The following is a 14,869-nucleotide window of genomic DNA, read 5'->3' on the forward strand; positions in this document are numbered from 1 at the left end:
AAACATCATGCAATTACGTTTAGGACTTAGCCTGGCACTTTCAGTATTTACATTAGCCGGTTGTAGTTCACTTGCTTTTAATAATGGCACACTGGACTATAAACAAACCACAGATGTTGAACCGCTGAAATACCCTGAAGGGTCGATGGTTCGTCCTGCAACGCCTTTGTATCCTGCTCCATCTGTTGACCCACTAGCAATTGAGCATGCACCAAAGCTTGAAAATAAGCGCGGCAATCGCTATGCCCTTCCGCGTCCAGCCGCGGAAAAAAATAATGTCGTTGCAGATTCCTCAACAGACAGTACAAATATTAGCCGCCCTCAACTATTGGTGGATGGAAATCAAAATCCACTGATCAAAGTTGAAGGAAATTCTGCTACAATTTGGCAATACACACTTGCTACCCTCAGCAGCCTTAACCATACCATTGTTGGTCAGAGCAAAAACCGTTACGAAGTAACCGTCAAGGTCGATCAGCAGACCTATGTCTTAAGACTTTCTTCTGTAGGTTCAAGCAATAACATCGCTGTGTTCAATGCCGATAACAGTTTTGCAGACAAAGAAAAAGCTGCAGATCTGTTAGCTCAGATTTACCAAAATTGGCCAGCCTAGTCGTACTAGGCATTTTTTCTCGAAAAAGGTTCCCTCATGTTAAAACAAACCTTGCTCTATACTGGTAAAGCGAAATCTGTTTATGAAACAGATAGTTCTGACCACCTCATCCTAGTTTTCCGTGACGATGCTTCTGCATTCAACGGTGAAAAAATTGAACAACTGGATCGCAAAGGTAAGGTGAACAACCGTTTTAACGCCTTTATCATGGAAAAATTGGCTGCGGCTGGTATCGAAACTCATTTCGAAAAACTTCTTTCTCCAACTGAAGTTTTAGTGAAAAAATTAACCATGGTTCCTGTAGAGTGCGTAATTCGTAACTATGCAGCAGGTTCACTTTGCCGTCGTTTAGGCGTTGAAGAAGGTAAAGAACTTACTCCGCCAACTTTCGAATTGTTCTTCAAAGACGATGCGTTAGGCGACCCAATGGTGAATGAATCACAAGCGATTGCATTAGGTTGGGCGACTGCAGAACAACTCGCTCAAATGAAAGAATTGACTTATAAAGTAAACGAAGTACTTAAAGGTCTATTCGATGCAGGCAACATGCTGCTTGTTGACTTTAAACTTGAATTTGGTGTGTTCCACGACCGTATCGTACTGGGTGACGAATTCTCTCCAGACGGCTGCCGTCTATGGGACAAAGACACTAAGAAAAAACTCGACAAAGACCGTTTCCGTCAAGGTTTAGGCGGTGTAGTTGAAGCTTATGAAGAAGTTGCTGCACGTTTAGGTATCGACCTTTCTGATATCTAAGTCGTTCATCGATTTAAAAAACCGAGCTTTTTAGCTCGGTTTTTTAATGAAATATTACTCGATTAATCCATGATCGAAAAAACAAATGTTAACCATAAAAATCCTCTGTTTCACATTTAGCCACGTTCACACTAAGATAGCTACATATCAGGCAGCACCAGGATCTATACTTCTCCAATGTGTATGCCGACCAGATTTTCCATCTACCCTCTAGGATGTATCTCCCCCAAAGACATCCTATTTTTTCAGCCCAGCTCGCCTTGAGTTGGGCTTTTTTTTGCATGAAATAGACATAAAAAAGGGCGCCGAAGCGCCTTGCCATTATGATCATTCAAATCATTGTTGCTGTTGTTGCATCCAACGTCGTTGCTGCAAACGCTCACCTTCAACTTCACGTTTATTACGTGCAGACTCATACAGCTTAGTGCCTTTCAGTTCAGGCGGCATATAATCCTGCATGACAAAATGCTCAGGATAATTATGTGGATATAAATAGTCCACGCCATAGCCTTGCTCTTTCATCAATTTGGTTGGTGCATTTCTCAAATGTAGTGGCACAGGTAGATTCGAGGTTTTTTCTGCCAAATCTAAGGCTTTGTTGATGGCCAAATAAGTACTGTTACTTTTAGCACTGGTTGCCAAATACACCGCACATTGCCCCAAAATGATTCGACATTCAGGCATACCAATTGCCTGCACAGATCGGAAACATTCTCCAGCCAGCAATAATGCATTTGGGTTGGAATTACCAATATCTTCTGAAGCAGCAATCAACATACGACGTGCAATAAAGACGGGGTCTTCACCACCTTTGAGCATACGTGCCATCCAATACAAAGCGGCATCTGGATCACTGCCTCGAATCGACTTAATAAAAGCCGAAACTAGATCATAATGCTGTTCGCCCGATTTGTCATAGCGTGCAATATTTTGCTGGGCAACTTTGACTACCACCGCATTGTTAATGATATTTTCTAAATCTGGCTCAAACGTACTGGCGATTAAATCTAAAAGATTTAATGCTTTACGAGCGTCACCTGCGGCAAATTGAAATAAAGCTTCATATTCTTCGATTTGAATATAACGCTCTTTTAAAAACGAATCTTGCTGAATGGCTTGATCCAGTAAGCGCTGAATTGCGTCATTATCCAGAGCATTTAAGGTATACACCTGACAACGCGACAATAAGGCATTATTAACTTCAAATGAAGGGTTTTCTGTGGTTGCACCAATCAGAGTAATTTTGCCCTTTTCAACCGCATTCAGTAAGGCATCTTGTTGTGACTTATTAAAACGATGAATTTCATCAATAAACACCACAGGTGTCAATAAATCTCCACCATCGGCGATGATTTCACGTAACTCTTTCACCCCAGTATTGAGCGCAGATAAACTAATAAATGGTCGGTCAACGGCCTGCGCTAACAACAATGCAATTGTGGTTTTACCTACACCCGGAGGTCCCCAAAAAATAATCGATGGCAAATGCCCTTGGTCAATCATCTGGCGTAACGGTGCATCTTCACCCAAAAGGTGATCTTGTCCAATAATTTGCGATAAATCATGAGGACGCATGCGTTCAGGAAGAGGAATTTGGCTGTCTGACATCTTATTATTTCGTTTCCGGCAATTGGGGACGTTTTTTCTATTCTAACACTGCCTTGGCAGAATCTTTGCTTTATTCGGTATTCAATTTAGGAGGGTGGTTTAATGTCGTTATTTAAGTATCTTGCATGTAAAAAAGCTTAGGCGAATGTTAACTATAATGTAACAAGACATCCTAGCCCTTATTGATCAAATTAAAGTATCATCGGCAAGATATCCCATTTTAGACTTGCCTGACCCAATTGGACAGATTGTATGAAGCAATCAACAAAGCAAAAGCGAATCGTTCAAGTTCAACAAGGCATTGATCTACCTATAAATTTATTTCAAAAAATGCCCCAAGCCAAGAATATACAATTACAACATAATCAATGCGCTGAATTACGAGAAAAACTGAATAGTCGTAATCAAATGTTAGATGCTAGTGTCGACTGTATAAAATTATTAAGTCTAGACGGTCAAGTTCTGCATATGAACCGCGCGGGATGTTTAGCTCTGGGCGTACCTCTAACTGAAACTGAGTTTGGTATGTCTTGGCATAAATTACTGCCTGAAGAAGTCCGTGACGCGTGTTTGAATGCTTTTGCCGAAGCCAAAGAAGGTAAAATATCTCGCTTTGTCGGCATGAGCCAAGTAGCAGATGAACCCTTGGCTTATTGGGATAATATGCTCAGCCCAGTATTCAACGAATATGGCCAAGTCAAAGAAATCCTCTGTGTATCACGTGATATTACGGTACAGCGACTGGCAGAAAATAAACTTCAACGCATCATTGAACGAGATGATTTAACAGGTTTATTAAACCGCCGTGCGTTTAGTCGAGTATTTAAAAGCCAATTAAAAGTGGCGCGAGAACATCAGCAACAACTGGGTTTGTTATTAATCGATCTAGATTATTTTAAGCATATTAACGACACCTTAGGTCATAGTGCAGGAGACCATTTACTGCATACCCTTGGGCAGCGTTTTCAGCAATGTTTTGATACAAATATTGTAGTTTCACGTTTAGGTGGCGATGAATTTGCCATTTCTATTCCAAATTTAAAATCGCAACAACAATTACAGAATTTTGCCAGCATCGCCTGTCAGCAAATGGACATGCCCATTTTTTATAATGGGCAAAGTATCAATATTGGTATGAGTATTGGCTGTGCGATCTACCCACGCGATGCACAAAATACCTCCAATTTACTTAAATGTGCTGATATTGCGCTAAATGATTTAAAAAGCAGTGGTCGTGGTGGTGTACGAATGTTCAACCATACTATGTTAAAAACCCTTGAAAATACTACTCGCCAATTAACGCTTGCACGCAGCTTGATTAAGTCCAATCAAATTATTCCGTTTTATCAACCCAAAGTTCGTCTTTCTGACAGTCAAGTTATCGGCTTTGAAGCCTTGTTACGTTGGTATGATAAAGACCAACAATTACAATTACCTTCTCAAATTTTTGCTGCATTTCAAGATTATGAATTGGCTTCACGCATTAGTGAAACAATGCAAATTAAAATCTTTCAAGATATTCAAAAATGGATTGAACTTGGACTGCAACCGCTACCGATTTCAATAAATGCTGCACCTGTCGAATTTTTACGTGATGACTATGCGGAAAAATTACTGAATCGCTTAAAGCAGTTTGGTATCTCACCAGATATTATTGAGGTCGAAATTACCGAGCAAAGCCTGTCAGAACGTGGCTCAAATTATGTGATTCGCGCTCTCCATTTATTAAAAGAGCATGGCATACACATTTCTCTAGATGATTTTGGTACAGGTCATTCATCATTAACACGTTTGAGTAATTACCCTGTCGACTGTATTAAAATAGACCGTAATTTTGTGGAACGCATGCATACCGACTGTTCAGCACTTGCCATTGTCAAAGCGATTACACAAATTGGTGCGAGTGTTTCCCTGAATATATTAGTCGAAGGTATAGAGAAACCGGAACAGGTCGATACCTTAAAAGAATGTAATTGTCATACTGGACAAGGTTTTTACTTTTATCGTCCGCTCAGTTATGACCATGCGATGGAACTTTTGAGTCACTAAAACTTGTGGAGCAAGACACGATGACACTGAAGTATTTAGTCAGTGCCTGTCTGGCAGGCCAACCCGTTCGTTATGATGCCAAATCAAATACACAACAAGCGATCTGCCAACTGATGCAGACTCACCAAGTCATTACGGCCTGCCCAGAAATGATGGGCGGCCTGAGCTGTCCACGTTTTCCTGCAGAAATTCAAAATGGTCAAGCCACTGATGTGCTCAATGGTACAGCTCAAGTTAAAGATGTTTTGGGGACAGACGTTAGTGCTGAATTTATTGCAGGTGCTCAACGAATGTTAGAATTGGCCCAATTACACAAAGTTGATGTTGTTGTCTTGAAAGATCGCAGCCCGTCTTGCGGCAGCCATTATATTTATGACGGCAGCTTTACCCGTACGAAAATTGAAGGCTATGGGGTAACCACAGCACTCCTCAAACAGCACGGTTTTCAGGTTCTGTCAGAACAAGACTTTCTGGCTATGATACAAGATCAACTCTAGATCCAAAATTGAGCGTATCTGTGTCCTTTAGCGTACCCAACGTACAATATAATCTTCAATATCATCAGGGTTGACGTCTTCTTCACTGATGCAACGCCCTGCGGCAGACTTTCGTGCTTTCAAAATACTGTCACGATTTCCCGTCACTAGATGATGCCAACGTGGTAAATCTTTACCTTCAGAAATTCTACGATAAGCACAGCTCGGTGGTAGCCAATGAAATTGGTGAATCTGATGTGGCGTCAGCTGTATACAGTCTGGAACATGTGATTGACGATTTGGATAATCGGAGCAAGATGCCTTTTCACAATCTAAAAGTTTGCATGCCACTTTGGTGTAGGCAACCTCATGAGTATCTTCATCTTCAAGCTTAATTAAACAGCAAAGCCCGCAACCATCACAGAGTGACTCCCACTCCAAATGGTTGAGTTCAGTCAAAGGATGCTTTTTCCAAAAATGTGGGCGTAGAGTATCGGTCATCTTCTCGCTCGCAACAAAGGTGGCAGGCATATTAACTGAACCTGCACATTAATTCCTTGTTTAAGTTACCGAATATTGAACATTAAATAAACAAAAGACTACAGAGTAGGTTTTTTTAGCCTCTTATAATGAGCATACAGAATAAAAAATCACATGGAGATAAAACTATGTTCCGCTGGGCTATTATTTTCGCTGTAATTGCATTGATTGCGAGTCTGCTAGGTTTTGGTGGTGTGGCAGGCTTATCCAAAGACTTTGCTGTTATTCTTTTGGTTATTGCAGTTATTCTCGCAATTGTTGGTTTCCTCTCTCGAGGAAAAGTTTAGGCGACGGATTGTATGTCGTTTTAAACTACAAATTACCCCCCTTAGACTCATGGATAAGAAACGTACGTTTTTATCATCTTGAGTGTCAATGAAAAAAATAAGAGCCTATGAGCTCTTATTTTTTTACATCCACGTAAACTTACTACGTTATATGGTTTTAGCTTTATGGTTTTAAATGACGTGGTCTAAAGCCTGTTGCAATTAAGGCGATACCATAAGCAGCAACACCAATCACACATAAGATGATCACTTCCGCGACACGCATCCACGCAGATACATCACCGTTGTACCATGTTAAGCCGTACCACAGAGCAGCAATCATCACAGCATTGGCTATCGCAAACTGAATCACCAACTTTTTCCAATGCGCCCCAAAACGGAAAATATTGCGCTTATGTAAATAGAAATACAGCATCCCTGCATTCACTAAAGCGGAACCCGATGATGCCAATGCCAAAGCCATATGCTCAGCATGCCAATCAATCAGTTTAAAGAATCCAATAAACACCACATTAAGAATGGCATTGGCTGCGACCGCCATTAAACCTACACGTACTGGAGTTTTGGTATCTTGTTGCGCATAAAACCCTGGTGCAAACACTTTAATGAGCATGAATGAAATCACACCGGCACTCATACATTGCAATGCCAATGCGGTCATCTGTGTATCTTCAAAGCTAAATTGACCACGTTCAAATAAGGCCTGAATAATAGGTGTAGAGAGCATGAAAAGCGCAATACTTGCAGGCACACCCACCAAGATAATGACCTTAGCTGCCCAATCAATCATACGACGGAATTTTTCTTGATCTTGTTCAGCATGACGCGCAGACAACGAAGGTAAAATTACGGTACCTATCGCGACACCAATTAAGCCCAATGGCAATTCGGTCATACGTTCAGCACTATATAGCCATGATACTGAACCATCTTGCATGAAAGACGCCCAAATGGTGTTCAACAGTAGGTTGATCTGCGTCACTGAGACACCAAACAGTGCTGGCAGCATCAACTTCATGATCCGATCAACACCTTCGTGTTTGAAGTCAACTTTCGGTGGAATCAGTAATTTTTTACGCCACAGCTCTGGAATCTGAATCGCCAATTGCAAGAATCCTGCCGCGACAACAGACCAACCCAAAGCCATAATTGACTCAGCCATATAAGGGGTTAACCACAGCGCACCGGCAATCATCGCGACATTGAGTAACACTGGAGCGAACGCAGGTGTACTGAATGAGCCATAACTATTCAAAATACTGCTGGCAAATGCCGTTAAAGACATAAACAGTAAGTAAGGAATCGTTAGGCGGAACATATCGGTAGCTAACGCAAACTTGTCTGCATCACCATGGAAACCCGGTGCATAGATATAAATAATGGCAGGTGCCGCCACCATCGCGATGAACGTCAAACTAGTCATCACCAGACCTAAACAGCCAAAAACACGGCTAATCAGAATCTGGACTTCGGCATGGGTTCGACTGGTTTTATATTCAGTCAATACAGGAATAAAGGCTTGTGAAAATGCCCCTTCTGCGAATAAGCGCCTAAAAAAGTTAGGAATACGAAAGGCAACCACGAAGGTATCGAAGTCTTTACCTGCACCAAATACATTTAACAGGACAATATCCCGTACCAGTCCCAATACACGGGACAACATAGTCATTGCACTGACAATGACTGTCGAACGCCAAAGCGCCATCGGTATTTCTCACTTTTGAAAGTGCGCCTATTGTAATGAAACTCGTCAAGGAATTTCATTGGTTTATTAAACGCAGTATGTATTGTTTATTTGTTTTTAAAATGATGTAGCTGTTGACGAAAAGCGTTCCACTCAAAAAATGGACCCGGATCAGTTTTACGTCCCGGTGCAATATCTGAATGCCCTGCAATATGTTGTTGAATTTTAGGATAAGCCTGTTGTAAACACGCCACGATCTCGGTCAGCACGGCATATTGTGCAGCTTCAAAAGGTAAATCATCACTTCCTTCGAGTTCAATGCCTATCGAATAATCATTACATTCTTTTTGTGCTAAATAGGTTGAGCGACCTGCATGCCAAGCTCGATCATTAAAATTGACAAACTGTAGAACTTCGCCTGTGCGCAGGATCAATAAATGTGTCGATACTTGCATCCCTTCAATAGTTTGAAAATAGGGATGTTTCGACCAATCCAACTGATTTTGGAAAAATTGTTCGATATAACCACCGCCGAACTGAGAAGGTGGCAAACTAATATTATGAATGACGACAAGCTGAATTTCGGTATCTGCGGGACGCTGATTAAAGTTCGGTGATGGAACTTGACGCGCACCTAGCAATTGCCCATCCTGCACCTGAAATGTTGTTGCTTGTGACATAAAAAAATCCTGTGTCTAAGCCGGCCTGCAATGCTGCAGATCAAAACGCCGAGCCCTACTTGAAAGTTTTAATGCTAAAACTTTCACATTGAAATCTCAATTCAAGTCTGTGAAAGGAGTTAAAAATCGCTCATTTTTAAGGAACAATGCTAATATAACGCGCACATTTTCCTGGGTTAAAAAGATACGGAACTTCTTATGAGCATATCGCAATCTTTGCTTGAACAATCAATCCAAATCAATATTCAACACGCACTACAAGAAGATATTGGCGAAGGCGATATTACAGCCCTGTTAACTCCAGAAGATGAACAAGCGACCGCAACAATTATTAGTCGTGAAGATATGGTGCTAGCAGGGCAACCGTGGGTCAATGCGCTCATTCAAACTTTTGATGCAAGTGTACAAGTCACATGGTTAAAAAATGATGGGGAACGTGTCTCAGCAGGTGAGGCTTTCTTAAAATTAGCAGGTTCTGCACGTAGCCTATTAACCGTTGAACGCCCTGCACTGAATTTTGTGCAAACATTATCGGCTGTAGCCACTAAAACAGCTGAATATGTTCAACAACTGGAAGGTTTGAATACTCGTTTACTCGATACCCGTAAAACCTTACCAGGCCTACGTATTGCTCAGAAATATGCAGTTGCTGTCGGAGGTGGTCAAAACCATCGCTTAGGTTTATTTGATGCCTTTTTGATTAAAGAAAACCACATCATGGCTGCTGGTGGCATTAGCCAAGCTATTGCTAAAGCGCATACCATTGCTCCGGGTAAACCCGTTGAAGTTGAAGTAGAAACTTGGGACGAACTCAACCAAGCGTTGGAAGCAGGTGCGGATATTGTGATGTTGGATAACTTTAGTCAGCAACAAATGATTGATGCCGTCAAACATGTGAATGGTCGCTGCAAACTTGAAGCCTCAGGCAATATCACTATTGCAAATTTACGTGAAGTGGCAACGACAGGGGTCGATTATATTTCGATGGGTGTGCTTACCAAAGATGTCACAGCGATTGATTTATCAATGCGCTTTAATGCCTAAGCTTTAGACATACTCTAAACGTAAATAAAGGGTGCTGTCGCACCCTTTTTTCTGCTTAACCTCTAGCATGACTTAATCATCATCTTGCTGTTGTTTTGCACCTCGTTGATCTTCATGTTCAGAGTCCTTTTCATGCTCCGCATCGTCTTCATGCTGCTCGCGCTCATCTTGATCATCGTCCTGATCTTTTGAGTTTTCACTTTGTTCAGATAAACGACCACCTTCACGCTCTTGACCCTGATTCCCCAAAAAATCACAACCACTGATCAAAAATACGCTGAATAAAGAAAAATACATCATCCAATTTTTCATTTTTAGTCCTTCAAAGCATTCTGATCCTATTAATTTGGGTCAAAGACACGCTACTTAATAGCCGATTCTTGTTGGATTTTCTATATTCAGCGCATAAAAAAACGCATCCGAAGATGCGCTCTTTATTCAGTTTAAACTGAATCAAACAACTTACCAGCCTAAAGCTTCTTGTTGTTTTTTGATCAATTCTTGAATGCCTTTTTCAGCCAATTCAAGCATTTCATTACACTGTGCACGCGTAAATGGTTTGTCTTCAGCTGTGCCTTGAAGTTCAATGAACTCACCTGCTTGTGTCATGACCACATTTAAGTCAGTTTGGCAGTTCGAATCTTCTTCATAGCAAAGATCAAGTAATGCTTCATCTTGATACATACCTACAGAAACTGCTGCAACTAAGCCTTTAAGCGGATCTTGTTTGATTTTTTTATTTTCAAGCAAGACATTCATCGCATCGACCAAGGCAACTGCTGCACCTGTGATCGATGCTGTGCGTGTACCGCCATCTGCTTGAATCACATCACAGTCGATGCTAATTGTATTTTCACCCAATTTTTTCAAATCAACCATGGCACGTAAGCTACGACCAATCAGACGTTGGATTTCTTGTGTACGGCCACTTTGTTTACCACGTGCTGCTTCACGGTCACTACGGGTATGTGTAGAACGTGGAAGCATGCCGTATTCCGCAGTTACCCAACCTTGACCTTTCCCTTTAAGGAAACGTGGCACTGAGTTGTCGACACTTGCAGTACAAAGAACTTTTGTATGACCAAATTCAACCAATACAGAACCTTCCGCATAACGTGTGTAGTTACGGGTAATTTTTACTTCACGTAATTGATCTAATGCTCGTTGGTCGATACGCATGATGAGTCCTTAATCTGACAAAATTGATTGCGGTACATTATAACAGAAGGTACAGCCAGATTCGGGACGCATTCGTGTGCATTTACAAAATCCATTCAACCAAGTTTTGATAGGCCCGTCGTACGTCATCAGGAAATTTGTTAGACTGAAGCCACGCAATATTCAGGACGAATTGCATGTCGATACGGGAAGAACGTAAGCAACAAAGTCGTAAAGCTATCCTTGATGCAGCTCTTGCATTAAGTACCACAGGCCGTTCTTTTAGCAGTCTGAGCTTACGCGAAATTTCCCGTCATGTCGGCTTGGTTCCTGCTGCGTTTTATCGCCATTTTCAAGACATTGACGAACTCGGTTTGGAACTGGTCGACCAAATGGCCCTGCACCTTCGCAATGTTCTCAATCAACTGAGTCAGCAATGCTTTCAAGCACCAGATGCACGAACACGACAGAGTCTGGATTATTTATTTCATGCCGTTGAGCAATTTCCTGAGGCATGGATGTTTCTCATTGCAGAGCGTTGGGGCGGTTCAGCATCCTTAAGACAAGCCATTACACGTGAGTTTAATTTTCTCAGTACCGATTTGGCCCATGCACTGGCTCAAGTTGAAGCGACTCAACATATTCAATCCGAACAAGACCTCAAAGTATTGGGACAAATTTTGTTTGAATTGGCCTTAAGTTGGGCAATGCAGTGGATTGACTTACATCGACATATTGACCTTCCACAACGTACGGATGCGCTAAAACTATTTCGCCGCCAAGCTCAGACTCAAGTTCAGCTCTTATTTCGTGGCATCTTACATTGGGATCGATCTTTGGCTCAAATCTCTGATCCACAAAATTTATCGCCATAAAACGCAAAATGTACCGTCATAAAAAAAGCCGCATCGAGTGCGGCTTTTTTATGACATCTGTTATTTCGCTTTGCGTTCTTTATCAACAAGGAATTTCACGATTTCAACGGTACGTGCATCTTCACCTTGTACGATGTATTTACCATTGACGGTAATCGCAGGCACGCCGCTCAATTGATATTGAGCCGCTAAGTTTTTCGCTTGAGCAATTTTTGAAGACACAGCAAATGATTTAAATGTGCTGTTAAATTTCGCTTCAGGAACACCATAACGGGTGTAGAACTTAGCAAATGCGCCTTGTTCTAAGATATTTTTTTGACCCACATGAATGTCATGGAACAATTGTAAATGTGCTTTTTGACGAACACCCAGTGCTTCCGATGCATAGTAAGCACGCGCGCCTTGTTCCCAAAGTGGATTCATTGCTGCAGGTGTACGGACAAAACGTACATCTTTAGGCAATTGCTTTAACCACGTTTGCATATGCGGTTCTAATGTAAAACAATGTGGGCAGCCATACCAAAAGAACTCACGGACTTCGATTTTACCCGGACGTTCGACTTTAATCGGTTTTGGAATAACCGTGTAATCAGTCCCCGCGACAAATTGTGCTGCCATCGCACTGCCGGAAAAAGCCAAAATAGCTGTTGTAATCGTGCCTAAAAGGAATTTTTTCATTGAACTTATCGTCCTCAAAATCATTATGATTAGTTTATGGCAACACTATAAATCAAATCTGTCGATTTCGTTTTCATTCTGTGAACTTTTTTAAGGCTTTTATCGCTTTTTTTTCAGGACGCGCTACACTAACTCCCATAAACTTTTTTCTAAAATATAAAGACTTGATTGAGGTGCAACCGATGTCGCAATTGAATGTTGATCCACAAGAAATTGCCAAATTTGAAGCTTTCGCAGCCATATGGTGGGATCAGCATTCTGAGTTCCGCCCTTTGCACATGATTAATCCCCTGCGTTTGAACTGGATTGATGAGCATTCAAATGGTATCACTGGCAAGAAAGTATTAGATGTAGGCTGTGGCGGCGGTATTTTAGCTGAAAGCATGGCACGTCGTGGCGCGCAAGTATTGGGTATCGACATGGGCGAAGCGCCATTAAATGTTGCACGCCTACATGCCGAACAAGAAAATGTGCAAAATATTGAATATCGCCAAGTGCCTGTAGAGCAATTGGCAGAAGAACAAGCAGGTCAATATGACGTCGTTACCTGTATGGAAATGCTCGAACATGTACCTGATCCAGCATCAATTATTTTAGCGTGTCAAAAACTGGTAAAACCGGGTGGTCATGTATTCTTCTCGACCATTAACCGTAATCCTAAAGCCTATTTGTTTGCGATTATTGGTGCGGAATATGTTTTACGCATGTTGGCGAAAGGCACACATGATTATTCCAAGTTTATTAAACCTTCAGAATTAGCTCATGATATTCGTCAAGCCGAGTTAAAACTCAAAGATATGACTGGTTTACATTATAACCCGATCACCAAACGTTATTGGCTCGCACCCAATGTGGATGTGAACTATATGGTTCATACGGTGAAAGAAGCCTAATGAAAGCTGTACTCTTTGATCTTGACGGTACACTGATTGATACCGCGGCTGATTTTATTCGTATTATTCAAGACATGTGCCGTGACAAAGGCATTGCGGTGGTCAGTGCAGAAGACATTCGTGTACAAGTATCTGAAGGCGCGCGTGCGATGGTCAAACTGGTCTATCCAGAGTTAGACGTTGAAGATCCTGTCTTTCTGACACATCGTCAACGCTTTCTAGATCTGTATGGTGCTGATATAGCCGTCGATACAGACCTATTTGAAGGCATGTATCCGCTACTCGATGAACTTGAACAGTATCAAATTCCGTGGGGTATTGTCACCAATAAGCCGCGTTCACTCAGTGAAGCGTTGCTCAAAGCGTTGAATTTGACTGAGCGCTGCTCGGTATTGGTTTGCCCAGACGATGTCAGTAAAACCAAGCCAGACCCAGAGCCGATGTATTTAGCAGCCAAGCACATTCATCTAGATGCTCAAGACTGTATCTATGTCGGTGATCATCCACGTGATATCGATGCCGGTCGTAATGCGCAGATGTACACAATTCTTGCGGCTTATGGCTATTTACCTTTACAACACAAAGATGACTTAACAGCTTGGCATGCAGATTGTATAGTGAAGACTGTTGCTGAATTGCATGAAGTCATTCATGATTTGGTCATCAAACCGAAAACGCTCAACACAGCGACTTTATAACGATAGAACACAACACAATAAAACGAGGAGGTACGGATGAAATATTCAGAATATCAACCTCGCCCCGATCTGCTCAAAGATCGCATTATCCTGATTACAGGTGCGGGCGATGGTATTGGGCGTGCGGCTGCCCTCAGCTATGCCTTACATGGCGCAACCGTGGTTTTACATGGACGCACACTGAATAAACTAGAAGTGATTTACGATGAAATTGAAGGATTGGGTGCCCCCCAACCGGCGATTTTACCGCTACAACTGTCTAGTGCCTCTCCTCGTGACTATGAGCTATTGGTCGACACCTTAGAAAAGCAATTTGGTCGCCTAGACGGCATTTTGCATAATGCAGGGATTTTGGGTGAGCGAACTGAACTAGAACATTATCCTGTGGATGTTTGGGATGATGTCATGGCGGTGAACCTTCGTGCGCCCTTTGTACTGACTCAAGAGCTGATGCCCCTACTGCAAAAATCTGAGCATGCCTCAGTAGTCTTTGCCAGTTCAGGTGTGGGGCGTGAAGCCCGTGAACGTTGGGGCGCGTACTCAGTCTCAAAAATTGCCATTGAAGCCGTGAGCACATTGTTCGCCAAAGAAAATGAGCATCCCAATATTCGTTTTAACTGCATTAATCCCGGTGCGACACGTACTGCCATGCGTGCAAAGGCGTATCCAGACGAAGATCCAAAAACTTTGCCTACGCCTGAAAGCATCATGCCTGCGTATTTATATTTGATGGGTGATGACAGCTTGCATTTAACCGGTGCCAGCATTGATGCTCAAGATGAATAGGCCCCAAAGCCGATTTAAAAAAGGAAGCGCGAGCTTCCTTTTTT

At 42.0% G+C, this 14,869-nt stretch carries 17 protein-coding genes; 10 read left to right on the plus strand and 7 right to left on the minus strand.

Annotated features, from left to right (window positions below; all coding sequences use genetic code 11):
• The first annotated feature begins 7 nt into the window (after positions 1 to 7).
• Both FTU80_RS05645 and purC read left to right on the plus strand, forming a co-directional pair.
• On the plus strand, positions 8 to 613 hold the full coding sequence (locus FTU80_RS05645; protein WP_078193263.1) for a lipoprotein-34 precursor (NlpB): 606 nt from the start codon (positions 8 to 10) through the stop codon (positions 611 to 613).
• A gap of 36 nt (positions 614 to 649) precedes the next feature.
• Positions 650 to 1,369: a phosphoribosylaminoimidazolesuccinocarboxamide synthase gene (purC, locus tag FTU80_RS05650; protein ID WP_078190626.1), complete on the plus strand. Its 720-nt coding sequence runs from the start codon at positions 650 to 652 to the stop codon at positions 1,367 to 1,369.
• Positions 1,370 to 1,705: 336 nt separating this feature from the next.
• Here purC and FTU80_RS05655 read toward each other — a convergent pair whose 3' ends face one another.
• Entirely contained in the window at positions 1,706 to 2,977 is a 1,272-nt protein-coding gene (locus tag FTU80_RS05655; RefSeq protein WP_111885104.1) for a replication-associated recombination protein A, read from the minus strand.
• 252 nt (positions 2,978 to 3,229) lie between these two features.
• Here FTU80_RS05655 and FTU80_RS05660 point away from each other — a divergent pair, with 252 nt between their 5' ends.
• Positions 3,230 to 5,026, plus strand: coding sequence for an EAL domain-containing protein (locus tag FTU80_RS05660; RefSeq protein ID WP_180084464.1), 1,797 nt, complete (start codon positions 3,230 to 3,232; stop codon positions 5,024 to 5,026).
• A 20-nt stretch (positions 5,027 to 5,046) separates the two neighbouring features.
• Complete coding sequence (locus FTU80_RS05665) at positions 5,047 to 5,523, plus strand: DUF523 domain-containing protein (RefSeq protein WP_078193265.1); 477 nt, start codon at positions 5,047 to 5,049, stop codon at positions 5,521 to 5,523.
• A 27-nt stretch (positions 5,524 to 5,550) separates the two neighbouring features.
• Here the strand turns inward: FTU80_RS05665 and FTU80_RS05670 are convergent, their stop codons facing one another.
• A complete protein-coding gene (locus FTU80_RS05670) occupies positions 5,551 to 6,003 on the minus strand; it encodes a YcgN family cysteine cluster protein (protein ID WP_180024689.1) in 453 nt (150 codons plus the stop codon).
• A 167-nt stretch (positions 6,004 to 6,170) separates the two neighbouring features.
• Here FTU80_RS05670 and FTU80_RS05675 point away from each other — a divergent pair, with 167 nt between their 5' ends.
• Positions 6,171 to 6,329, plus strand: coding sequence for a DUF1328 domain-containing protein (locus tag FTU80_RS05675; RefSeq protein ID WP_005006601.1), 159 nt, complete (start codon positions 6,171 to 6,173; stop codon positions 6,327 to 6,329).
• A 163-nt stretch (positions 6,330 to 6,492) separates the two neighbouring features.
• On the opposite strand, the gene murJ is transcribed toward FTU80_RS05675, so the two are convergent.
• Positions 6,493 to 8,034: a murein biosynthesis integral membrane protein MurJ gene (gene murJ, locus FTU80_RS05680; protein ID WP_180084465.1), complete on the minus strand. Its 1,542-nt coding sequence runs from the start codon at positions 8,032 to 8,034 to the stop codon at positions 6,493 to 6,495.
• An 86-nt stretch (positions 8,035 to 8,120) separates the two neighbouring features.
• On the minus strand, positions 8,121 to 8,693 hold the full coding sequence (ampD, locus tag FTU80_RS05685) for a 1,6-anhydro-N-acetylmuramyl-L-alanine amidase AmpD (protein WP_180084466.1): 573 nt from the start codon (positions 8,691 to 8,693) through the stop codon (positions 8,121 to 8,123).
• Between the two features lie 198 nt (positions 8,694 to 8,891).
• Here ampD and nadC point away from each other — a divergent pair, with 198 nt between their 5' ends.
• Complete coding sequence (gene nadC, locus FTU80_RS05690) at positions 8,892 to 9,737, plus strand: carboxylating nicotinate-nucleotide diphosphorylase (RefSeq protein WP_180008603.1); 846 nt, start codon at positions 8,892 to 8,894, stop codon at positions 9,735 to 9,737.
• A 72-nt stretch (positions 9,738 to 9,809) separates the two neighbouring features.
• Here the strand turns inward: nadC and FTU80_RS05695 are convergent, their stop codons facing one another.
• Both FTU80_RS05695 and rph read right to left on the minus strand, forming a co-directional pair.
• Positions 9,810 to 10,049 carry a hypothetical protein gene (locus FTU80_RS05695; protein WP_180084467.1) on the minus strand — a complete coding sequence of 80 codons (240 nt, stop codon included), beginning with the start codon at positions 10,047 to 10,049 and terminating at the stop codon, positions 9,810 to 9,812.
• Positions 10,050 to 10,199: 150 nt separating this feature from the next.
• The gene (gene rph / locus FTU80_RS05700; RefSeq protein WP_111885099.1) at positions 10,200 to 10,916 is read right to left on the minus strand and encodes a ribonuclease PH; all 717 of its coding nucleotides are present in this window, start codon (positions 10,914 to 10,916) and stop codon (positions 10,200 to 10,202) included.
• Between the two features lie 176 nt (positions 10,917 to 11,092).
• On the opposite strand from rph, the gene FTU80_RS05705 reads away from it, so the two are divergent.
• Positions 11,093 to 11,770 carry a TetR family transcriptional regulator gene (locus tag FTU80_RS05705; protein WP_180084468.1) on the plus strand — a complete coding sequence of 226 codons (678 nt, stop codon included), beginning with the start codon at positions 11,093 to 11,095 and terminating at the stop codon, positions 11,768 to 11,770.
• Positions 11,771 to 11,830: 60 nt separating this feature from the next.
• Here the strand turns inward: FTU80_RS05705 and FTU80_RS05710 are convergent, their stop codons facing one another.
• A complete protein-coding gene (locus FTU80_RS05710; RefSeq protein WP_078193271.1) occupies positions 11,831 to 12,448 on the minus strand; it encodes a thiol:disulfide interchange protein DsbA/DsbL in 618 nt (205 codons plus the stop codon).
• 182 nt (positions 12,449 to 12,630) lie between these two features.
• Here FTU80_RS05710 and ubiG point away from each other — a divergent pair, with 182 nt between their 5' ends.
• From ubiG to FTU80_RS05725, 3 genes are read left to right on the plus strand one after another with little or no spacing between them, the layout of a single operon-like run.
• Positions 12,631 to 13,341, plus strand: a complete 711-nt coding sequence (gene ubiG, locus FTU80_RS05715) for a bifunctional 2-polyprenyl-6-hydroxyphenol methylase/3-demethylubiquinol 3-O-methyltransferase UbiG (RefSeq protein ID WP_078190637.1) — start codon at positions 12,631 to 12,633, stop codon at positions 13,339 to 13,341.
• Entirely contained in the window at positions 13,341 to 14,039 is a 699-nt protein-coding gene (locus FTU80_RS05720) for an HAD family hydrolase (protein WP_180084469.1), read from the plus strand. The genes ubiG and FTU80_RS05720 overlap by 1 nt, the downstream gene beginning before the upstream one ends.
• Before the next feature lie 36 nt (positions 14,040 to 14,075).
• On the plus strand, positions 14,076 to 14,825 hold the full coding sequence (locus FTU80_RS05725) for a YciK family oxidoreductase (RefSeq protein WP_078190639.1): 750 nt from the start codon (positions 14,076 to 14,078) through the stop codon (positions 14,823 to 14,825).
• Positions 14,826 to 14,869 lie beyond the last annotated feature (44 nt).

This window comes from Acinetobacter sp. YH12145, assembly GCF_013418335.1.
GTDB lineage: Bacteria > Pseudomonadota > Gammaproteobacteria > Pseudomonadales > Moraxellaceae > Acinetobacter > Acinetobacter amyesii.